This is a genomic window from Faecalimicrobium sp. JNUCC 81 (assembly GCF_053667625.1).
In genome coordinates, this window is record NZ_CM132203.1 from 3,112,663 (window position 1) to 3,136,930 (window position 24,268).

Sequence of the window (24,268 nt, forward strand, 5' to 3'; positions counted from 1 at the left end):
TATAATTAAATATAAAAATAGTAGGATAATATATATTATCCTACTATTTAATTATATTATTCTAAGAACATCTTTATATCATCTTCTACAGTGCTTATTCCACCTATTCCAAAGTTTTCAACTAATACTTTAGCTACATTTGGAGATAAAAATGCTGGTAATGTTGGCCCTAAATGAATATTTTTAACTCCTAAGTATAGTAATGATAATAATACTATTACAGCCTTTTGCTCATACCATGCTATATTAAATGCTATTGGAAGCTCATTTATATCTTGTAATTCAAATACTTCCTTAAGCTTTAATGCTATAAGAGCTAATGAGTAAGAATCATTACATTGTCCTGCATCTAGCACTCTTGGTATACCATTTATATCACCTAAAGGTAATTTATTGTATTTATATTTAGCACATCCTGCAGTAAGTATTACTGTATCTTTTGGTAACGCTTTTGCAAAATCAGTGTAGTAATTTCTTGATTTAGCTCTTCCATCACAACCTGCCATAACAAAGAATTTCTTTATAGCACCAGTTTTAACTGCTTCTACAACTTGGTCTGCTAATGCAAATACTTGGTTATGCGCAAACCCACCTATTATTTCTCCTGTTTCTATTTCTGTAGGTGCTTGACATTTTTTAGCATGATCTATTATAACAGAGAAATCTTTATTGTCTTCACTTTCACCTTTTATATGAGTACATCCTACAAATCCAGCAGCCCCAGTAGTGTATAGTCTATCTTTATAGCTATCCTTTGGAGGAACTATACAGTTTGTAGTCATTAATATTGGACCATTAAAGCTTTCAAACTCTTCTTTTTGCTTCCACCATGCATTTCCATAGTTTCCTGCAAAATGAGTATATTTCTTAAATGCTGGATAGTAATGTGCTGGTAACATTTCAGAGTGAGTATATACATCTATTCCAGTTCCTTCAGTTTGATTTAATAATAATTCTAAGTCTTTTAAATCATGTCCTGATACTAATATACCTGGGTTATTTCTAACACCTATATTAACTTTAGTTATTTCTGGATTTCCATAAGTTCCTGTGTTAGCTGAATCAAGTAAAGCCATTCCATCTACTCCAACTTTACCAGTTTCTAAAGTTAAAGCTATTAATTCATCTATAGTTAGGTTATCATCTAGTGTCTTAGCTAAAGCGCTTTGCATAAATGCATTTACTTCTTCATCGTCATATCCTAATGCATTTGCATGTTTCATATAAGCTGACATACCTTTTAATCCATATATTATAAGCTCTCTTAAACTTCTTATATCCTCATCTTTAGTAGCTAACACTCCTACTTTTGTTGATTTTTCATCTAATATTGAATCTATTGAAACTGATTCGCCACTTCCTAATACTGCATTCTTTAATTTAGCTAAAACTCCTACTTTAACATCCATCTCGGCATTTGAAGATGCATTCCATAAAGCAGCTTCTGATAGATTTTCTTTATTATCTAATTTAGATAATAATTCTTCTTTAGTAGATAATGTCATCTTAACTCTATCATAGAATATCGCATCATCGAAGTTTGCATTTGTTATAGTTGTAAATAAGTTTATTGTTATTAAATGGTTTACTTCATGATCAATTAATTTCCCTTCTCCTCTAAGTCTTGTTGTAACCTCTGATAATCCTTTTGTTGTATATATTAATAGGTCTTGCATTCTAGCTAAATCTGGTGATTTTCCACATACCCCAAATTTAGTACATCCTGTGCAACCTGCTGTTTCTTGACACTGAAAACAAAACATTTTATTTTCCATATTTTCATCCTCCATTTTTTAATGTGTATTTTATATACTTATTATAGTTTGAAAGACTATATATTTTCCGTAACCTATGTTACAATATCAAAATATAATAAATTTTTTTAATAGGTGATTTTATGTTTAAAAATAAAACCAGAAATGAGATAATGGATTTTTTTAAAGATTATAATTGTAAAATAGTTAAGTTTTCTAAAAATGATATAATTGCTTTAGAAAGTTCTCCCTGTGAAAAAGTTGGATTAGTTTTAACAGGCAATATTGATATTAAAAGAATTTTAACAAGTAATACTGTAATTCATTTATCTTCATTTGGACCCGGGCGCTTATTTGGAGAAGTAATTGCTTTTTCAGATACAAATCGTTATCCTGCTACAGTTATATCTGCTACTAATAGTGAGATTATGTTTATTGGTAAAAATGATTTTATAAAGTTTTGTACTCACCATCCTGACTTTTTAAGTATGTTCTTAAATGAACTAACTAATAAAATAATTACTCTTAACAAATCAATAGCAGGTTTATCTTTTAGTAGTATTCGCCAAAAATTAACTAACTTTTTGCTTACTGAATTTAATATTCAAAATAGTTTATTTATTGAGCTAAACATGACAAAACAAAAACTATCCGAAATATTAGGAGTTCCTAGACCATCGTTGTCTAGAGAACTTATAAATATGAAAAATTTAGGTCTTATCGACTATTCTAAGGATTTTATTAAAATATTAGATAAAGATGCACTAGAAGAGATATTAATGGAATAAGAGGCATAAACATGCCTCTTATTTAGATACTATATTAATTTTTTATTATTTTTACTAATTCTTTTAGCTTAACTTCATCAATTTTTCCAAATGGATTTTTATCAACTCTTATAGCTGTACCAAAGTGGTAATCTTTAGCATTAGTTTTTTCTTTAATTTCATTAATATTGCTAAAGTTTAATCCTCCACCTAAAAGTATATTTATATTATTTGATTTATACATCATTTTTTTTATTATATCTATATTATCAAGTATGTTTCCTTTTCCTCCAGATGTTAATATATTTGTTATTTGACTATAATTATTTAATATATCTATACTTTTTATACAATTAGTTTCATCTATTGCCTTATGAAAAGTTACATCTAAATTACCACATTCTTTTAATAAAAATTTTAGATTAGGTTCATCTATATTATTGTAATTATCTAATAAACCTAGTACAATTCCATTTGCACCAATATTTTTAACTATTTCAATATCCTTTAGCATTATACTTATATCTTCATTACTATAAACAAAGCTATTTGCATGATGCCTTATCATAACATTTACAGGTATATCTACGCTATTTACAACCGCTTCTATAAGTCCAAAACTAGGTGTTACTCCACCTTCTGTTAATGCACTTACAAGTTCAATTCTATCTGCCCCACAATATTCTATTATTTTAGCATCATCTACTGTCATCCCTATTATCTCTAGCATACATCCTCCTAATACTTTTTCTTTTGTACATTTCTAAACTATATTTAATCTATAAGTATTTTACCATTATCTATATACTAAATAGTTTAATTTTTATTTTTTTTATAAAAAGGTTCTATATGAAGTATTACTTGAGCACTTTCATTTATTCTGTCCTGTATTTTACCTTCTATTTCGTGGGATAGTATATGAGATTTCTCTACGCTTATATCTGGCTCTATCATTACGTGCATATCTATATGAATGTCATTTTCGCTTCCTCTACTTCTTATGTTATGAACTTCTTTCACTTCATTAAATTCCTCTACAACATTTCTTATATCATCTTCCTCTAATATCGCTTGGTCCACCAGCACTCCTGTTGAAGATTTAAATATTTCGTATGCTGAGCAAATTATAAATCCTGAAACTATTAAAGATGCCAATGGATCAATCCATGCTGGTAACCCTAGCTTAACTCCTATCAAAGTTAATAAGACTCCCACAGATACTAATATATCACTTCTTGTATGCAATGAATCAGATATTAATATATAGCTATTTAGTTTTTTACCTATCCTATTTTCATAGGTACATACAAATATATTTATTAAAAGTGTTAAAATTAACACTAGCAAACTTTCTATTGTTATAGATGGTTTTACTACATTTTGAAATCTTGAAATTGCATCAAAAATAATTTTACCTGCCATTGTAACAAGCATAGCCCCTATAAACAAACTTGCCATCACTTCAAATTTTTTATGTCCATATGGATGTTGTTTATCATTTGGTTTTGATGCGATGCTTATTCCTATTATTCCAACTATATTAGATGCACCATCTGAGAATGAGTGAAAACCATCAGCTGTCATACTCGTACTTTTAATAGATAGTCCTATAATAATTTTTAATAAAGATACTGCAAAGTTAGCAAATAAAATAACCCATAGAACTTGCTTTACTTTTTTATAATTATTAATTACCATAAGTTTCCCTCCTAAAAATAATATCCACTTTCCTATAATAATAGATTTCATTTGCATATTATCTAAAAAATCCATGGAAGAGTTTTTAATTAAAACTATCCCATGGACTTAATTCCACTGCCATAAAGGCCCGGCTAAATAATAAATACTGCCTGTTTAGTAAAAGTGACTATATTTTTTACATTAATTTTTTATACTATCTATATATTCAAATATTGTTATATTTGTGCATTCATCTTTTTTATCAATTAAATTTGAAACAGTTACTCCTAGAAGCCTTATTTGCTTATCATTAACTTCTACATTATTGAACAAATTATATACATTTGTTCTAATATCTTCATGATTGGATATGGGGTGTTCTAAACTTAAACTTCTTGTTATCTGAGTAAAATCACTATACTTTATCTTTATAGTTATGGTTTTTCCAAGCTTATCACAATAGTCTAGCCTGTGTGAAACTTCTTCACATATTTCACTTAATATATCTACAACTTCTTCTTCGTCAATACTTAGATTACTTCCTAGTGTAGTTTCTGCTCCTACTGATTTTCTTTCTCTATGAGGCTCTACTGGCCTATTATCAACTCCTCTTGCAAACTGATAAAATATATAACCTCTATTTTTAAATATATTTTCTAATTGATTCAAATCTAGTTTCCTTAAATCATATCCAGTATTTATACCTAGATGTCTAAGTGTTTTTTCAGTTACTTTCCCTACTCCAAAAAATTTATTTATAGGCAGATTATCAAGAAATTCTTGTTTATTTTCATGTGTTATTACTGTTAATCCATTTGGTTTTTTATAGTCAGATGCTAACTTAGCTAAAAATTTATTATAGGAAACCCCTGCTGAAGATGTTAATCCAACTTCTTTTAAAATATCTTCTTTTATTCTCTTTGCAACCTCTGTTGCATATTTTATATTTTTCTTATTATTTGTAACATCTAAATAAGCTTCATCCAATGAAAGTGGCTCTACTAAATCCGTATATCTATAAAATATTTCTCGTATTTGAGCTGATACTTGCTTATATACATGAAATCTTGGTCTTACAAAATAAGCATAAGGACATCTTTTGTATGCTATTTTAGCTGGCATAGCTGAATGAATTCCATAACTTCTCGCCTCATATGAACAGGTTGCTACTACACCTCTACTCTGAGGATTACCTCCAACTATTACAGGCTTACCTCTTAGCTCTTTATTATCTCTTTGTTCAACAGATGCATAAAATGCGTCCATATCTATATGTATTATCTTTCTATTCTCATCCATAATTATCACCTTATTATATATTTTAAGCAACATATCTGGTTTATATGCCATTTTAGCCACATGTTGGTGAACCACTTAAACTACATGATTGAATTTTTTTACTAGTTTAAAAAAATAACTTGCAAAATTTTCAAAAAACCTTTAAAATAGGTATTCCAAGGAACTAAGTTATCTTACGTACTTGTTAACCGTATATTTATATTTATTTTTAAGATTATATAATTTTATATAAGAAAGACCATACTACATCCGTTGTAATATGGTCTTATATTTTCTATTTTTTATTAGTTAGCGTAATAAAGGTTTCTTGATGGATATTCTGGATCACTTGTAACATCTATTCCAAGTTCTCTAAATGTTTGTTCATCATTCTTACTTAATATAGTTGTTGAATGAGCTTGTGCTCCTTTTAACATAGGTAATGTTTCAAGAACTGCATGAGCTGTTGGATTTGTAACTGCACATATACTTAATGTAGTTAAAACCTCTTCACAACTTAACTCTGGTGTTCTACTTGCTAATGTTTTAGTTTTTAAATTTACAATTGGTTCAACAATAGCTGGTGATAATAAATGTATATCATCAGATATATTCGCTAAGTGCTTTATAGCATTTAATATAACTGCTGCACTTGCATTCATTAAGTTTGAGCCTTTACCTGTAAGTATTGTACCATCATTTAATTCTAACGCTACTACTGGACAAGCATTATCTTTACTAGCAGTTTCTTTTAACTTAGCACTGTATTCTCTAGCAGGCTTAACTACACTTCTATCTTCTGGCTTTAATCCTACTTCACTCATTATTAATTGAATAGTATCAAAAGCACCTTTATCAAATTGACCTTTTTTATATTCACAAGCAGTCTTAAAGTATCTTCTTATTATTTCTTGTCTAGAAGCTTCTTTAACTACTTCATCATCTACTATACCAAATCCTACTCTATTAACACCCATATCTGTTGGTGATTGGAATATAGATTCTTTTCCTGTTATTTTTTCTATTATTTTTTTAAGAACTGGGAATAATTCTAAATCTCTGTTATAGTTTACTGACATTTCACCATATTTTTCTAAATGGAATGAATCTATCATGTTAACATCTTTTAAATCAACAGTTGCTGCTTCATAAGCTATATTTACTGGATGCTTAAGTGGTAAATTCCATACTGGGAAAGTTTCAAACTTTGAGTACCCAACACTATTTCCTCTTTTATTTTCATGGTATAACTGACTTAGACAAGTTCCAAGCTTTCCGCTATTTGGTCCTGGAGCTGTTACTACGACTATTGGTTTAGTAGTTTCTATATATGGGTTAGCTCCATATCCTTCATCACTTACTATTGTATCAACATCACTTGGATATCCTTTAGTTGGAGCATGTTTATAAACTTTTATGCCCCTTCTCTCTAATTTATTTATAAATACTGTTGTAGCAGGTTGTCCTTCAAATCTAGTAATTGCTACACTATTTACGTCTAGTTCATAAGATCTTAAATCATCTATTAATCTTAAAACTTCCATATCATAAGTTATTCCGTAATCACCTCTTATTTTATTTCTTTCTATATCTCCTGCATAAACACATATAACAACTTCAACTTTTTCTTTCATGTGTTGTAGTACTTTTATTTTTGCATTCTCATCAAATCCTGGTAAAATTCTTTTAGCATGTAAATCACCTATTAATTTTCCACCGAATTCTAGGTATAACTTGTCAAAATTATTAACTCTTTCTAATATGTACTTAGATTGTTCCTCCAAATACTTTTTGTGATCAAATCCTATTTTCATATTTCCACCTCACTAAATTATTTTGTTTTGTTAGCCGTATATTTATATTTATTTTATTGGTTTAAAGTAAAAATCCCTATAATTTACTTAATACTCTAGCGGTATTTTTTTCAATTATTTTTCACTTTAAGACTATATTATACAGTTAAGCTAGCTATATTTCAAGACGATTTTAAGTAAAAATTAGCTATATTCATATATTCAGATGCCTACAATCCAAGTCTATTGCTAAAGTTTATCAATCATAATTTTTATTTATGAATCATACATAAATATAATTTCTTTATATGTAAAAAAGTAGACTGTCTAATGACAGTCTACTTTTTTAATTATTAACAACCACAACCGTCGTCAAATATACCACCCATTCCACAAACTATTAATAATAATATTAAGAATGGTATCCAATCACATATATCAAATTCTGCCCATGTATCTTGGAATACTAAGAATAGGAAGAATAGTACTATTATCCATATTCCTCCTGCACAATCACATCCGCCAAATAATCTGTCTAACATTTTGCTACCCCCTGTTGTATTTAATTCTTTGGAGTTTTACTCCTAATTTATACTATGAGAGTTTTTTGATTTTTGACATTACTTTTTTGAAATATCAAAGATTTATAGTCTTAATCTACAGATTTTAAGGACTCTACCATTTCTACATTCTTTAGTTTATAGTACATAGCTAGGTTAACTATTAAACCTAATGTGATTGTAAGAATCATTGCTATTAAATAACTACTACTTTCTATAATTCTACCAAACATCATACTTTCTATTTCTACAGTTACCATTATAAATTGGTGTAGTAATTTTCCTATACCTAATCCTGTTATAGTACCTATTACAGTAAGTATTATATTTTCTCTATAAATATATGCTGAAACTTCATTATCATAAAATCCTAGAACTTTTATAGTTGCTATTTCTCTTATTCTCTCTGAAATATTTACATTTGTAAGATTGTATAAAACAACAAATGCTAACGCTCCTGCTGATATAGTCATTATTAAAACTACATAGTTTAAATTTTCTATTGTAGTTTCAAAATTTTCCTTAAGGCCTGTATTAAAACTTACTCCATTTACTCCAGATTGGCTTATAAGTTTTTTAGAAATATTATCTTCAGCCGATTTTGATTCATTATTTAAAATACCAATTACTCTATTGTAATCTACATCTCTTTTAAATACTTCTTTATAGTATTCCTTTGAAATATAAGCATAATGTGATATATAATTTTCAGTTATGCCTATCACTTTAACTCTAGCCTTCTTATCTTTATTGTTTACAATATCTATACTATCTCCTACTTTTATATTTAAATCTCTAGCCGCTTTCTCACTTAGTACTATCCCTTTATTATTTAACTCTATTTTCTTTTGTGATTTTCTATCTTTAAGCCCTACAAAATTTTTAAATTCATTACTATTTTTAGGTATAACTATATTTATAGATTTCTCACTTTTGCCTACAGATATTTTACCATTTTGATTGTTTATAAATTGATAGTTTGATATATCATTTTCTTCTTTGATATATTTTTCTACATTTATCAATTCACTATTTTTTATATTATTATCCAAATTAACACTCATATCATATTTAAATATACTTCCATACTGACCATCTACTATCATTTGTATAGAGTCTTGTATACCAAGTCCCGATAATATTAAAGCACTACACCCTGAAATGCCAAGTACCGTCATTAAAAATCGCTTTTTATATCTAAATATATTTCTTATAGTCACCTTACCTATAAAACCTATTTTATTCCATATAAATGGAATTCTTTCTAACATTATTCTCTTTCCATTTTTAGGTGCTCTTGGTCTCATTAAAACCGACGGAGTCTCCCTAAGTTCTTTAAAACATGCTGAGTATGCTGCTATAGTAGTTATAAGTATCGCTGTTAAAGTAACACCTACTGCTAATCTTACGTCAAATACTAAATCTACAGGTGGTAATGTATACATTATTCCATAAGAATTAAATACTATTATAGGAAATACTGTATATCCTATCATTAATCCTAAAATACTCCCTAAAAGACTTGCACTCAATGCATAAAGTATATATTTTTTAGCTATTTGACCTGTTGTATACCCAAGCCCCTTTAATGTACCTATATTTATTCTTTGTTCATCTACCATTCTAGTCATAGTAGTTAAGCATACTAATGCTGCAACTGAAAAGAAAAATACTGGAAATATCTTTGCTAGAGCATCTATACTATTTGCACATCCTGCATATTCTGCATAAGAATAATGACTATTTCTATCTAGAATATACCACTGTGGCTTTTCTATTTTCTTTATATCATCTTCTGAATCTTTTATCTTATTTTCAGCTTTTATCAATTCATCATTTGCTTTTATTTTAGATTCGTTTAATTTTTCTTTTGATTTTTCTATTTTTTGTTGTTGTTTTTTAAATTCATTTTCAGCTTTATCAAATTCTAATTTTGATTTAGCTTCCATATTAATAATATTTTCTTTTTCTTTAGATAATTTTTCTTTATTACTATCTAATGTAGCCTTAGTACTTGAAAGCTTATTTTCTATATCTTTAAACTGTTGTTTTTTATTTTCTAATTCATTTTTTCCATTTTTATATGAGCTGTTTAATGTCTGTAATACTAAATTATTTTTATTTAATTCCTCAGTTAATTTATTTTTTTCTTGTTCACTTAAATTTTCTTGATTTAGTTTTTCCTCTAGTGATGAATTTACATTATTTAAGTAATGTATTTGTTTGTTTAATTCTTCTAACTTATTTTGTGCATCTATAAAACCTTGCTGAGCTAAATTTTTATTTTCATTAAATTCGTTTAAGTGATTTTCATATTGGATGTATCCATTTTTAATCTCTTTTTCTCCTAAACTTATTTGTTTATTTCCATTTGATATCTTAAGAGATACCTCATTTTTTTTGTTTTTTAACTGATTCTCTCCACTTTCTATTTGTTTACTATATGTATTTATATCACTTTCAGCTTTTTTTAATTCATTATTTACTTCATCTCTTTTATCTTCAAATTCTTTTTTACCATTTTGAAGTTCTTCATTAGCTGCATCAATTACTTCATTGTATCTTTTATCTATTCTAGATTTTGATATGTTATCTAATTTATCAGTAACTTCATTTACCTTATCAAAATACTTATCACTGTAAGAATCTTCTCCTTTAGCTCCATCTACAGTTAAAAACGCCTCCGTATATGCTTCTATTTTAAAGTCTTCTTGTGGAATCATTACTATTTTATTTATTGCTCCACTTCCTATACTACTACTTCCTTTTTCATAAGAAAGATAGTAAGGAGTTTCAATATATCCAACTACTGTATATTCTGTATTTTTTAAGCTATCACTAATGTCTTTATCAGTTCCTGATTTTAATTTTATTTTAGTACCTAAAGGTATTTTTAATTTCTCTATTTTATTTCTTTCTATTACACATTCTCCAGATTTTTGTGGCAATCTTCCTTCTACAAGTTTTACTCTATTTATGTAATCATCATTATTATTTTCCATATTATTCAATTCTAATGAGTGCACTTTTAAAACTTGTTGATTAGATTTATACTCTGTTAAAACATCCATAGAGTATGTCGGAAAAATACCTTTAACCCCTTTAATCTTTTTTATTTCAGATATATCATCATCAGTAAGCCCTAATGTAGATATAAGTTTTATATCCATAAGATTATAATCATCATAGTATTTATCCGATGTATTTTTCATAACTATTGGTGAAACTTTTATCCCTGAAAAAAATGCGACACCCAAGGCTACTATAAATAATATGGATAAAAATCTACCTTTAGATTTTCTTATGTCCATTATAATATCTTTATTTAAAATACTTTTCATTACTACCACTCAATCCTTTCTACTTCAACCGGATTTTCATTAATAGTAACGTTTTCTATCTTACCATTTTTAACCTTTATTACTTTATCACCCATAGGAGTTAAAGCTAAGTTATGAGTGATTATTATAACTGTCATACCCATTTTTCTACAAGTATCTTGTAATAATTTAAGGATTGATTTTCCTGTATTATAGTCTAATGCTCCTGTTGGTTCATCACATAATAATAATTTTGGATTTTTAGCAAGAGCTCTTGCTATTGCTACTCTTTGCTGCTCTCCTCCAGACAATTGAGCTGGGAAATTTCCTTTTCTATTTTCTAGACCAACAGCTTTCATGATTTCATCTATATCAAGTGGATCTTTGCAAATCTGTGTTGCTAGTTCAACATTTTCACGTGCAGTTAAATTTTGAACTAAATTATAAAATTGAAAAACAAATCCTATATCAAATCTTCTATATGTTATTAAATCTTTATTTGAAAAATTATTTATTTTTTTATTATCTACTATTACTTCTCCACTACTAGAACTATCCATTCCACCTAAAATATTTAATATTGTACTTTTACCAGCACCACTAGCACCTGCAACTACTACAAACTCACCTTTATCTATAGAAAAGTCTACTCCACTTAATGCGCTTATTTCAACTTCTCCCATTTTATATATCTTCTTAACATTTTTAAATTCGATAAATTTGCTCACTTGTTCCCCTCTATTCTTATTTAAATTTAATTTAGTATATTATATCATAACTAAATCATTCTATTTCTTTTCTAATTATTTTATTAGAAAAACATTAAAGGAGATAATTAAAACTTCACATAGGTCTATATATTAGTATATACTATTTACATTTTGACAATTTGAATATTTTTATAGTTTATAGTATATACATATATTAAATAGTCTACTATCATTATTTAAACGTATTGGAAAACACTATAGAAATATACATAGAACATCATTAAATTATTAGATATTATTTTATTTATACCTTTATCAATCATTTCTTTAATCATACCTTAAAACCCAAAGCTATTATACATAAATAAAAAATAAACTCATGACTAAACCGTTAAAAATAACCATCTATTAATACTTTTTAAAATCAACCTTTGCTATTAAATATCATATCCTTTTATATGAATAATTTATCTATACTTCTATATAATAAAGCATATAGGAGGATTATCGTATGAAAATGAAATTTATCTATTTAATATTACCAGCGTTAATAATATGTATTGGAATATATAATTTATTTAGCTCAAATAACATATCATCTGCATTTAGTGACACTCAAAATAAATTACCTTTAAATGAGATGTATTTCAACAAGTGGAAAGGTAAGTCATGGATAACTTTAGGTGATAGTATAACAAAGGCTAATGGATATCAGCATAAACTTAAGGATATCTTAGGATTTTCAAAAATTGATAATATTGGTGAAAATGGACACACAATGGCATACCAACCTCAAAATAAGTCAACATATACAGTTGGAAAATTAGTTAATTATAAAGAATATGATTTGGCTACAATTTTTATTGGAACTAATGACTTTAGATATAATAAAAAACTAGGAAAAATCAAAGAAAGCGGAAGTAATGGATTTGATAAAACTACATTTACAGGTGCATATCAACTATTAATAGAGACTATTTTATCATCAAATCCTTATATAGATTTAGTTTTGATTACTCCGCCTCAAAGAATTCATGATGGATATGATATTATCTTTACCAATGAAGCCGGAAGTAAACTGATAGATTATGTATCTGTTATCAAAACATTAGGCGAGATGTATTCACTTCCTGTCTTAGATTTATATTCTGAAGGTGGTATAACAAAAGAAAATATGAATACATTTACAAGAGATGGGCTTCATCCAAATGAGGTTGGATATGAACGGATATCAGAAAAAATGTATAGATTTTTATTAGATATATAAACAAAGAGAGAATATTAAATATTCTCTCTTTGTTCTTTGATTACATCTATCATCGATTTAAAGTCTGTTGTATTATACATAAACATAACCATATCAGCATCACTATTTCTTATAATATTATCAATAGATAAATCAATACTTTCAATATATCGAGGATCTACTAGTTGTACTTCTGAAAATATATCAGCAAATAACCATGATGTAGGAGCTTGATATGAATCTCTTATTATAAGTAATTTTTTATCAGATAAAGCATCTTCATTTCTAATTTTTAAGATAGAACAAGCATTACCAAACATATATGTACCACCGTATAAAATTTCTTCTTCATTTCTACGAGTACCTATAACATCTTCTTCCTTGCATTTAGTTTCTGTTTTTCCATCAAATTTATAATATTCATAATTAGGTCTATTTTTTAGATGAACGTATGGAATAGTTTCATCTTCTTTTACTAAATTATTTAAATTTTTATTATAACTTCCTAGAAAATATCCTTTATCAAACATTGTCTGAGTATAGTTATCCCAAGAAATATTATTTACTATATTCATATCTTCAATGATAGATTTAAAACCTTCGTAAGCTCCTATTCCATTCCAATGATGATCTGTTTTAAAATATAAATTTTCTCGTTGAGACTCATTAAACTCTTTTAAGAAATGCTCATCTACATCTATACAATTTATATTTTCTAAATCTAAATAACGTTTAAAATTATTTTTATTATCAATAGCATTTTCTAATCCATCAGTATACTTAGGATATAAATGTGTTAACATACTTTCTTTGTGTGGTATAGAAACATAATAAACTTTTTTATTTGAATTTACTGCTATCTTAGATAATTCATTTATTTCATTTGCAGCATCTTTCAATTCTTTTTCAGACATTTTTTTTGATGGTGTTGGCATTATCCAGTTATCATCTAGTAAGTAATAATTTTTAACTTTATCTTTACCAAGAAGTATTTCTGCCTTAGAGTATAATTCTGATAACTCTTCTCTAAATGGAAATTGATCAGAAAAATAGTTTTCAAATTTACCTGTATATTCTCCTGATTTAACATCTTTTAAAGTTGGCATTTGAGCCAATGTTCTATTTTCAGATGCACTATATTCTTTATCTTTAATTATTACAGAGATAAAGAAAGTTCCCATTATTATAGTTATAAAAGGAAGTGCTATCCATTTTGCTTTTTTATTATTCAATTTAACGCCCTCCCCTAGAATCTGAAATATAAAAATGGATTATATGTAGAATTTATCAATATTACAACTACCACAAACATTAATGACATTAAACAAGTTGAGTAAAGTCCATATATAAGATTACTTCCCACTAGTTTTTTATTTTTTGATCTCAATATCGATTTCAGTTTAGGTATAACAGGTGTTGCAAATATTATACTTAAAAATACAATATATCCAGAATCACTTATATAACGAACAAATGAATTATTATATACTGGATTTGAACCAATTCCAAATAAAATTTGTATAAATTCAGATGCTTGTACCATATTTTCTGCTCTGAAAAATACCCATCCAATCATTACTATTAGTAATAAGTATATATGTCTGAATACCTGTGGTAGCTTTTTTAGTAACTTATCTAAAAAAGCTTTTTCTATCCCAATTAATACTCCATAATATAGTCCCCATGCCATAAATGTCCAATTAGCTCCATGCCATATTCCGGTTAAAGACCATACTATAAATAGATTTCTATATTGCTTAATTGGACAAACTCTATTTCCACCCAAAGGAATATATACATAATCTCTAAACCAACTACCTAAGGATATATGCCATCTTCTCCAAAATTCAGATACAGATTGAGATATATATGGATAATTAAAGTTTTCAAGAAACTCAAATCCAAACATTTTGCCTAAACCTATTGCCATATCACTATACCCGCTAAAATCAAAATATATTTGAAGTGTATAACATATTATCCCTAACCAAGCTTCAAGTGTAGATAAATTCGATGACTGTACTGCAAAGATTCCATCAGATATTAGACCTAATTGATTTGAGAATATCACTTTTTTACCAAGCCCTATTATGAATCTGTCAACGCCAGATGCAAATTTATTTATAGAGTGCTTTCTACTGCTTATCTGATCAGCTACTGTTTGATACCTAACAATAGGCCCCGCTACAAGTTGAGGGAATAAACTTATATATAGTGCTAAGTCAAATATATTTCTTTGAACTTTTCCATCTTTTCTGTACACATCAATTATATAGCTTATAATCTGGAAGGTGAAAAAAGATATACCTAAAGGTAGATTTATAACCGGAATACTTATCTTAACATTAAGTAAAGTGTTCAAATTATCTACAAAAAAATTACTATATTTAAATATAACTAATATTGAAATATTAAAAATTACAGATAGTGTTAACCATAATTTATTTTTTTTCTTATCACTTGAAGATACTTTAAGCCCAAATATATAATTGACTCCTATAGATCCAAGCATTAAGAATATATACGTTGGTTCTCCCCAAGCATAAAAAAACAGACTTGCAAGTAATAACACGAAGTTTTTAAGTCTATCATTAACTAAATAATAAAATATAAAAACTATCGGTAAAAACAAGAATAAAAATACTAAACTGCTAAAAACCATATTGTCATATCAATTTAAATTTATTAAATTGATATACTCACCCCTTTCAATTTACATATACTAATCCATTTAGTTTTACAATTTTTTATTTCACCTTTACATATTCATACCCACTAAAATATAACATACTTTATTTTTTTCACCAATACGTTTGGCCCAACTGATTATTTTATAGACCCAACTGTCATAAATCTACCTTAAAATTGTATAAATTCTACCCTATGATTTGAATTGTATTAATTTATGCTCCTAAAAAACCTAGACATTAGTTTTTAGTATTGCAGTAATCTAATTATTACGATACATAAAATTTAAAACTTTCAGAATGTGATAGCCTTAGAGGTTTTAATAAAAAATAAAATAATCATCTTAAAGTAGCGTATGAATTTGAAATACCAAGCTGCTCTCAATTATCAAGGTTAAATGTGTATAAATTTGTAAACTATTTTAAAGAAATATTGTTATTTTGTATTATCTGACTTCAATTCTTCCTATTCGCATTATTATATATAATTCATACTCATTCATTTATAATTGTTATTCTAAGTTATAACTATAACCTTATTTTTGTTCTAATATTTTTTATTTATACTTCCATTATTATAGTAAACACACTTGGTCTTCTTTTAGTTTTATCATATAGAAGATGCTCTACTGATTTTTTTACATGAATTTTTAGTACTTGCCACTCTAAAATTTGCTTTTCTAAACATTCCTCTATTTCATTTTTAGCCACTTCTTTTATTTTATTTATTAAATCTTCTGATTCCCTTGCATATATAAAACCCCTAGTTATTATATCTGGACCAGATACTATGCTATAATCATGTCTATTTATAGCTACAACAATAGTAACCATACCATCTCTTGCTAAATCTCTTCTATCTCTTAATACAATATTTCCTACATCTCCGACTCCAAGACCATCTACAAATACTACACCTGTATGAACTCTTTTAGCTTTATTTGCCCCTTCTTTTGAAATTTCAAGTACTTGTCCTGTTTCTAATGTAAATACATTTGACGGCTTCATTCCTAGCTTTATAGCTAAATCACTATGGTGTTTTAAATGTCTATACTCACCATGAACAGGCATAAAGTATTTTGGTTTAACTATGGTATGAATTAATTTTAACTCTTCTTGATAAGCATGTCCTGATACATGTATTTCTTCTAAATCCTCATATATAACCTCTACACCTTTTCTAAATAATTGATTTATAACTCTAGATACTAATTTGTCATTTCCAGGTATTGGAGATGCTGATATAATAAATAAATCATCTTTTTCTATTAATATTTTTCTATGAGATCCATATGCTATTCTAGAAAGTCCAGCCATAGGCTCTCCTTGACTTCCTGTTGTTATTATAGTTATATTTTCATGTGGATAATTATTAATATCATCTATATTTATTATATTTTCTGGTGGTATATGAAGATATCCTAAATCTATAGCAACTTGAGATATATTTTCCATACTTCTTCCACTAAAAGCTACTTTTCTATTATGTGTAACTGAGGCATTTGCAATTTGTTGCATTCTATGAATATTTGATGCAAAAGTAGCGACTATAACTCTACCTTTTGCATTTGAGAATAATCTAGTCAAAGCTTCACCTATAGTTTTTTCTGATAGCGAATGGCCTTTCCTTTCAACATTAGTACTATCTGCCATTAACAGTAATACTCCTTTTTTACCTAAAGTAGCCATTCTACTTAAATCAGTAACTCTTCCATCTATTGGTGTATAATCTATCTTAAAATCTCCTGTATGCAATATAACACCTATTGGAGTATGTATAGCTAAGGCGCATGCATCTGCAATACTATGAGTTACTTTTATAAATTCAATTTTTAAGTTTTCTAATTTAATTTTTTCTCCTGATTTTACAGATTTTAAATCACATATATCTATCATGTTATGTTCTTTTAATTTATTTTCTACTAGGCCTAATGTAAGCTTAGTTCCATATACAGGCATATTTATTTGCTTTAAAATATATGGAATTGCACCTATATGATCTTCATGTCCATGTGTTAAAAACAATCCTTTTATTTTATCTTTTTTATCTAATAAATATTTTACATCAGGTATTACTAAGTCTACTCCATACATATCTTCATCTGGAAATGATATTCCACAGTCAATTACTATAATTTCATCATCATATTCTATAGCCGTAATATTTTTCCCTATTTCCCCAAGACCTCCTAGAGGAATTATCCTTAGCTTACTATTTTCCATATAAATACTTCTCCTTTATAATTATTTAATTTATATAAACTATTATCATATTTCAAATTTAAATATATCTTTGTTTTCAATTTTATTTTTAACTAGTCATTATTAGTTTTCTCTAAATACGTATAATAATTCCATTTTTAATATAATCTTTTGAGAAATTTATATAAAAAAAGCTATAGATACTCTAATTGAGCAATCTATAGCTTTTGTGTTATGCTTGTATTATTTTACAAGAGCTTCGTATTCCGCTTTAGTTTTAGGAGCTTTTAACTCTCCTTTTTTGAATTTAGCGGCTTGTTCGTTTACGAAATCTATTATATCTTGAGGTACTAAGTTTTTAGTAGTTTCAGGTATTCCAACTGCATTTTCATCAAGTCCGTACACAGTAGTATCTCCACCTTTGAATTCACCTTCTTTTAAACCTTTAGCTAATTCAAATACACCTACATCAACTCTTTTTATAGCTGAAGATAATACATTCTTTGGTGCTAAATCACTTTGATCTCTATCAACACCTATAGCAAATTTATTATTTTCTTTAGCTGCTTCTATTGCACCTGTTCCAACATCTCCACCTGCTATAAATAATATATCTGCATCTTTTGAATACATTTGATTAGCTATTGCTTTACCCTTTGCTTGATCTGTAAATGAGTTAGCATATTGTGTTTGTATTTCTATACTTGGGTTAACAGCTTTTACTCCTGCCATAAATCCATATTGGAAAGTCTCTATAACTGGTAATTCCATACCACCTATAAACCCTACATTATTAGTTTTTGTCATCTTTCCTGCTACTAATCCTACTAAGTAGGCTGATTGTTCAGCATTAAATTGTATAGTTTCTACATTTTTAGGTATATTTTTATAAGTCTCATCTACTAATGCAAATTTTTGTTGGGGATATAATTTAGCGCCCTCTTCTATAGCTCCCGATAACTTCATTCCAACTCCTAGTATTAAATCTACTTCTTCATCTGCTAAAGTTTCTATATTACTAGCATAATCAGAATCTTGTTTAGACTCTAAATATTTTACTTTTATTCCTAATTCTTTTTCAGCTTTTTTAAGACCTTCCCACGCACTTTGGTTAAATGATTGGTCATTTACACCAGCCACGTCTGTTATCATACCTATAGTTATTTGTGAATCATCTTTTTCTTTAGTTTTTCCCGAACATCCAACTAACATAGATGCTGATAATATTGTTGTCATTGCTAGTGCTGCTATTTTTTTAAGTTTCATGCTTTAACCTCCTGATGTTTTTCTAAAAAAAATCCTTTTATCATCATGATAAAAGGATAGTTAGCTTTTTTCTATGTTTTAACTATTCAAATATCTTTTTAGTCTCTCTGGACCAAATTAAAGTTTATTTTTGTAATTTATTTATAAATTTTCCTTAAGTATTATCACATTTTATATAGTATTTGTCAATATATTTTTACTTTTATATCAATTATTATTTTAATTTTTATTAAAATATAATGTATTAGCAACATGTATCATAACACCAATCGACAAACATTCCTCATCAATATTAAATTTTGATGTATGCAATGGTTCTATTATACCTTTTTCTTTGTTCCCACAACCTAAGTTAAAGAACACACCTTCACACTCTCTAGTATAGAAAGAAAAATCCTCGCCCCCTAAAGATGGTTTTTCCTTCATACTAAACTTATCTTTTCCTAGTAATTCTTCAGTATTTTTCTTTACTATATCCACTAAAAATTTATTGTTTATAACAGCTGGGTATCCATATTCATCTAAGTCTAATTCCCCACTACATCCAAAAGCTAATGAAACATTTTCTATTATTGTTTTTATTCTATTTAGCATAAAATCTCTAGTTTCTTGATTTAATGTTCTTAATGTTGCTTTCATATTTATCTCATCACATATAATATTTTGTGCTTCTCCTCCACATATTTGTCCTATTGTCAATACTGCCGAATTAAGTGGAGATAAATTTCTACTTATTATACTTTGTAATGCTGTTACTACATGAGCTGCTGCTAATAAAGCATCAGCTCCATTTTCTGGATATGCTCCATGAGCTTTCTTGCCCTTTATAGAAATCTTTAATGTATCAGTGCTTGCATTTAATGTATTATATTTAGTTTCTATAGTTCCTGTATCCACAGTTGGCATTACATGAAGACCAAATATATAATCTACTTTTGGATTTTCTAGACATTTATCTTTTATCAGAAATCTAGCCCCACCTACAGTTTCTTCTGCAGGTTGAAATAAAAATTTAACATTAATATTTAGTTTATCTTTTATTGAATAAAGTACTTTACATGCGCCTAGTAGTATTGATGTATGAGCATCATGCCCACACGCATGCATTACTCCTTCATTTATTGATTTGTATGAGGAATCTACTTGCTCTTTTATTGGAAGTGCATCTATATCTGCTCTTATCGCTATTGTTTGTTTTGAATTTTCATTAATTATATATGCCATTATTCCACTGTGATCTTTAAAATCTATATAATCTATTCCTATTTCTTTTAGGTATTTTATTATTTTTTTCTTAGTTTCATATTCTTTTTCTGACAATTCTGGTGTCTTATGAAGATATCTTCTTATATTAACAAGCCAGGGTTTTATATTTTCACACTCTTTAATCAACCTCTCTTTATCCATACCAATTTCTCCTCATATTATTTTAATTAAAAGTATTATAATATTTATGCTTAGTTAGTTTTTATATTACAATTTATGCAATAAAAGAAGCTTTTCAAAATAGAACAAAAATTTATAAAATTTAGTTAAATATCTCATTTCAGTCCACGATATTCCCATTTTAGTCCAATATTATTATTTTAGAAAAAATAACTGCTAACATCATAGTCAAAAGGGAGTTTTAAAAATTTTGGGGTTATATGGAGGAATAGTTATGAAAAACAGAGTTTTAAAAAAATCAATTAATGCATTTTGTGTCGTAGGTTTATGTGCTCTTATGGGAGGCACATCTTATGCATGGGATGGTAAAAAAGATGGTACAGGAACACATGCATTAATAGCAGAACAGGGGTTAACTATGCTAAATAATGATTTAAGTAAAAATGAATCACCAATAGTTAAACAAAATATAGAAATATTAAATAAATATATTAAGGATTTAAAAGTAGGATCAACTTACCCTGATTATGATTCAAACGCATATGATTTGTATCAAGATCATTTCTTTGATCCTGATACAGGTAATAACTTTACACTAGATAATAAGTGGTATGTAGCATCACCTATATATGATACAGCTGAAACTCAAGTAAGAAAATTTACAATTCTAGCACAAAACGAATGGGAAAAAGGTAATTATCAAGAAGCTACATTTTTATTAGGACAAGGATTACACTATTTAGGAGATTTAAATACTCCTTATCATGCATCTAATATAACTGCTGTAGATAGTCCCGGTCACGTTAAGTATGAAACATTTGTGGAAGAAAGAAAAGAAAATTATGCATTAAACACAACTGGAACAGATACTGCTTCAGGCGTATATAAAGAAGCATCTAAAAATAAAAATTATGATGAATGGATGACTCAAAATTCAATTTTATACGCTAAAAAAGCTAAAGATTTATATTATAGCCATTCAACTATGAATCATAGTTGGGAAAATTGGGATTACTCAGGAAGAGAAGCTATAAAAAATTCACAAGTTTGTACAGCAGGTTTTTTATATAGATTTATGGATGAGGTATCTAAAGATGAATCTACGGATTTAAATAACAATATGGCTAGTGAATTTAATTTAGTATTAAAAACTGCTGACAATAAATATGCAGGAACAAATGATAATGTATATTTTGGATTTGAAACAAAAGATGGCGTAAAAAATGAATGGATATTAGATAATGCAGGTGATGATTTTGAAAGAAATCAAGTAGATAACTATTTATTAAAAACAAAAGATAATTTAAAATTTGATACGAATAATATAACTAAGTTTTGGATTAGAAAAGATAATATGGCTGTTGCAAGCGATGATTTGGAACTAAGTAATTTAAAATTAATATCAAATGGAAGGGTAATACTTCAAAAGGATATAAATAAAGTATTATCAGGAAATGAAACTTACTATATAAGTAAATAAACAATAAAGGGGCTGTCTATTTTGAGACAACCCCTTTTATATAACTACTATTATATTTTTACTTAACAAACTTATTAACAAAATTTATCATCATAGATTTAAATATTCCACTGTAGTCAACTATTTGAGCTACCTGGTTTTTATTTTCTGTTTGTGAGTTAAAGTTTGCTATTTTAAAAGTAAGATAACCATCTACTTCATTAATTAAGTATCCTGCATCTTTAGTATTAGATATTTCTAAATCACCCATATCTAAGTCTAAATCTTCTACTATTTCTTTATTTCCACATAAAATACCTTTTGAATATGTACTTATATCTGTAGCAAATACTATATACTTAGCTTTAGCATCTTTATCATCAGATTTTATAAATAAACGGTCTGTTAAATTACTTTTTACCATATTAACAGATATTAAACTTTCATCCACTGCTTCATCTAAGTTTTCTTTTATAGTATTTATAAAACCTTCCATATCAAACTTATCTAATTCTACTTTTAATATATTTAATGTTTCTATATTTTCTTTAGGTATGTAGTTTGATACATTTTGAAAAACATGATATATATCTTTTATTTCATATCCTTTATTTATGTAATTTTCTTTTATTTCATACTCTTCATCAAATTCTTTAATTAATTTAGGTAGTTCAGTTTTTGTATTTGCATCCTTTATACTAGTTACAAATGGTATTATTTTATTAGGTTTCATTAAAAACATTTCTAATGGCTTTATCGTTGCATTTGCTTCTTTTATATCACTCTCTTCAAACGCTACTTCTATACCATCTTCTAAAAATGCTACTTCAACTTCCATTTCATACTCTTCTTCATCTATTATATTTGTTCCCACTGGATACATTACTATTAATTTACTTTTATCAAAAACGTAACCAAATGAATAGTCTATCTCTAATTGTTTATTCATATTATTTCTCCTTTGTTTTAATTATGTAATTATATTATCATAGTTTTACCTAATCATTCTAATCTTTTTTACAAGTTAGCAATCTATTAATTTTACAACCTCGCCTATTAAATACGCCTGATTTTTTTATAAATATTGATACTAATATAACTACTCCAAATAAACCTGATATTGGATATATTAGGTTAACTAACATCGCAAAAGGTAATCTTCCTCCTATAAATCCTGCTACAGTACATAAAATGGCTATTATTGCAAATTTAGATGTTTTTTCTTTAGCAAAGCTACTACATACACTCCAAAGTAGTGGAACTGCCGTAGTATAAATTCCAGCTATAAGCATTAAAGAAAACATAACTCCAACTATTGGCCCTATTTTATCTGCCATATATAATGTTGGTATTTCTGTCATATATATATTTTGTATATCTGACATTATTCCTAAATTTAAAGTTATAGCCGCAATCATAAATGCTATACCACCTAAAATTCCACCCCATATGCAATTTTTCCTATTTCTAGCTGTAGTGCCTACTCCTACTAAAAATGGTGTTGCTATAATTAAATTTAGACCACTATAAATAATACCTGTTATAGCCCAGCTCTCAATTGCTTTAGTAACGTTTATTGTAGATATTATTTCATTTACAGCAAGAAATGATTCATAATTTCTTGCAATTGTAACAACACCTACACCAACTGATATTATTATAATCATAGGCCCTATATTGCCTAATATATCTATTAGTTTATTCATCCCCATTAGTACTGATCCAAGGGCTAATAGTGCAAGGATCAATGATCCTATATTTTTATCTATTCCGTAGTACTGATTAATAGATGCACCTGCACCAGATATCATAACTACAAAACTTAAAAAGAAAAATATAGGCATAAAAAGTTTAAAAAAACCTCCTATCAAGTTGCCACATAAATATGTAAAAATATCATTACTTGATCTTAATTTTGCACTCTTTCCTATTTCTAACAAACTAGCTCCACAATAAGCTAAAACTACCATACATATTATATTCGATAGTATACTTATCATTCCATGTGCTGAAAAAAACTGCATAATTTCTTGTCCTGTTGCAAATCCCGAGCCTATACAAACAGATATATAGGTTCCTGCAAATCGCATAATTTCTTTGAAGTTACTCCCCCTACTCATCTAAAGTCCCTCCTATAATAATAGTTTTCCCCTTTATTTA

At 27.5% G+C, this 24,268-nt stretch carries 18 protein-coding genes; 3 read left to right on the top strand and 15 right to left on the bottom strand.

Going from position 1 to position 24,268, the window contains the following annotated elements; genetic code table 11:
• Positions 1 to 56: 56 nt before the first annotated feature.
• The gene (gene hcp / locus JNUCC81_RS15480; RefSeq protein ID WP_454094288.1) at positions 57 to 1,775 is read right to left on the bottom strand and encodes a hydroxylamine reductase; all 1,719 of its coding nucleotides are present in this window, start codon (positions 1,773 to 1,775) and stop codon (positions 57 to 59) included.
• A 122-nt stretch (positions 1,776 to 1,897) separates the two neighbouring features.
• Between hcp and JNUCC81_RS15485 the strand changes: the two genes are divergently transcribed.
• Entirely contained in the window at positions 1,898 to 2,542 is a 645-nt protein-coding gene (locus tag JNUCC81_RS15485) for a Crp/Fnr family transcriptional regulator (protein ID WP_454094289.1), read from the top strand.
• A 34-nt stretch (positions 2,543 to 2,576) separates the two neighbouring features.
• Here JNUCC81_RS15485 and JNUCC81_RS15490 read toward each other — a convergent pair whose 3' ends face one another.
• From JNUCC81_RS15490 to JNUCC81_RS15520, 7 genes are all read right to left on the bottom strand, one after another.
• Positions 2,577 to 3,251, bottom strand: coding sequence for a copper homeostasis protein CutC (locus JNUCC81_RS15490; protein ID WP_454094290.1), 675 nt, complete (start codon positions 3,249 to 3,251; stop codon positions 2,577 to 2,579).
• A gap of 86 nt (positions 3,252 to 3,337) precedes the next feature.
• On the bottom strand, positions 3,338 to 4,213 hold the full coding sequence (locus JNUCC81_RS15495) for a cation diffusion facilitator family transporter (RefSeq protein ID WP_454096409.1): 876 nt from the start codon (positions 4,211 to 4,213) through the stop codon (positions 3,338 to 3,340).
• A gap of 189 nt (positions 4,214 to 4,402) precedes the next feature.
• The gene (gene dinB, locus JNUCC81_RS15500; protein ID WP_454096410.1) at positions 4,403 to 5,500 is read right to left on the bottom strand and encodes a DNA polymerase IV; all 1,098 of its coding nucleotides are present in this window, start codon (positions 5,498 to 5,500) and stop codon (positions 4,403 to 4,405) included.
• Between the two features lie 284 nt (positions 5,501 to 5,784).
• Positions 5,785 to 7,293, bottom strand: a complete 1,509-nt coding sequence (locus JNUCC81_RS15505; RefSeq protein WP_454094291.1) for a DUF1846 domain-containing protein — start codon at positions 7,291 to 7,293, stop codon at positions 5,785 to 5,787.
• Positions 7,294 to 7,625: 332 nt separating this feature from the next.
• On the bottom strand, positions 7,626 to 7,814 hold the full coding sequence (locus tag JNUCC81_RS15510) for a hypothetical protein (protein WP_208331965.1): 189 nt from the start codon (positions 7,812 to 7,814) through the stop codon (positions 7,626 to 7,628).
• 110 nt (positions 7,815 to 7,924) lie between these two features.
• Entirely contained in the window at positions 7,925 to 11,173 is a 3,249-nt protein-coding gene (locus JNUCC81_RS15515; RefSeq protein WP_454094292.1) for an FtsX-like permease family protein, read from the bottom strand.
• A 2-nt stretch (positions 11,174 to 11,175) separates the two neighbouring features.
• A complete protein-coding gene (locus JNUCC81_RS15520; protein ID WP_454096411.1) occupies positions 11,176 to 11,835 on the bottom strand; it encodes an ABC transporter ATP-binding protein in 660 nt (219 codons plus the stop codon).
• Positions 11,836 to 12,373: 538 nt separating this feature from the next.
• On the opposite strand from JNUCC81_RS15520, the gene JNUCC81_RS15525 reads away from it, so the two are divergent.
• On the top strand, positions 12,374 to 13,129 hold the full coding sequence (locus JNUCC81_RS15525) for an SGNH/GDSL hydrolase family protein (RefSeq protein ID WP_454094293.1): 756 nt from the start codon (positions 12,374 to 12,376) through the stop codon (positions 13,127 to 13,129).
• A gap of 14 nt (positions 13,130 to 13,143) precedes the next feature.
• Here JNUCC81_RS15525 and JNUCC81_RS15530 read toward each other — a convergent pair whose 3' ends face one another.
• The 5 genes from JNUCC81_RS15530 to JNUCC81_RS15550 form a co-directional block, all read right to left on the bottom strand.
• A complete protein-coding gene (locus JNUCC81_RS15530) occupies positions 13,144 to 14,340 on the bottom strand; it encodes a DHHW family protein (RefSeq protein ID WP_454094294.1) in 1,197 nt (398 codons plus the stop codon).
• Between the two features lie 14 nt (positions 14,341 to 14,354).
• Entirely contained in the window at positions 14,355 to 15,770 is a 1,416-nt protein-coding gene (locus JNUCC81_RS15535; RefSeq protein WP_454094295.1) for an MBOAT family O-acyltransferase, read from the bottom strand.
• Between the two features lie 586 nt (positions 15,771 to 16,356).
• Positions 16,357 to 18,018, bottom strand: coding sequence for a ribonuclease J (locus tag JNUCC81_RS15540; protein WP_454094296.1), 1,662 nt, complete (start codon positions 18,016 to 18,018; stop codon positions 16,357 to 16,359).
• Positions 18,019 to 18,240: 222 nt separating this feature from the next.
• Positions 18,241 to 19,263 (bottom strand): BMP family lipoprotein, encoded by a 1,023-nt coding sequence (locus tag JNUCC81_RS15545; protein ID WP_454094297.1) that lies wholly within the window; start codon positions 19,261 to 19,263, stop codon positions 18,241 to 18,243.
• 219 nt (positions 19,264 to 19,482) lie between these two features.
• Entirely contained in the window at positions 19,483 to 20,670 is a 1,188-nt protein-coding gene (locus tag JNUCC81_RS15550) for a M20 metallopeptidase family protein (RefSeq protein ID WP_454094298.1), read from the bottom strand.
• Positions 20,671 to 20,923: 253 nt separating this feature from the next.
• Between JNUCC81_RS15550 and JNUCC81_RS15555 the strand changes: the two genes are divergently transcribed.
• Positions 20,924 to 22,129 carry a zinc dependent phospholipase C family protein gene (locus tag JNUCC81_RS15555; RefSeq protein ID WP_454094299.1) on the top strand — a complete coding sequence of 402 codons (1,206 nt, stop codon included), beginning with the start codon at positions 20,924 to 20,926 and terminating at the stop codon, positions 22,127 to 22,129.
• Positions 22,130 to 22,187: 58 nt separating this feature from the next.
• On the opposite strand, the gene JNUCC81_RS15560 is transcribed toward JNUCC81_RS15555, so the two are convergent.
• On the bottom strand, positions 22,188 to 23,057 hold the full coding sequence (locus tag JNUCC81_RS15560; RefSeq protein ID WP_454094300.1) for a hypothetical protein: 870 nt from the start codon (positions 23,055 to 23,057) through the stop codon (positions 22,188 to 22,190).
• A 58-nt stretch (positions 23,058 to 23,115) separates the two neighbouring features.
• Positions 23,116 to 24,228 carry a YkvI family membrane protein gene (locus JNUCC81_RS15565; protein WP_454094301.1) on the bottom strand — a complete coding sequence of 371 codons (1,113 nt, stop codon included), beginning with the start codon at positions 24,226 to 24,228 and terminating at the stop codon, positions 23,116 to 23,118.
• Between the last annotated feature and the right edge of the window lie 40 nt (positions 24,229 to 24,268).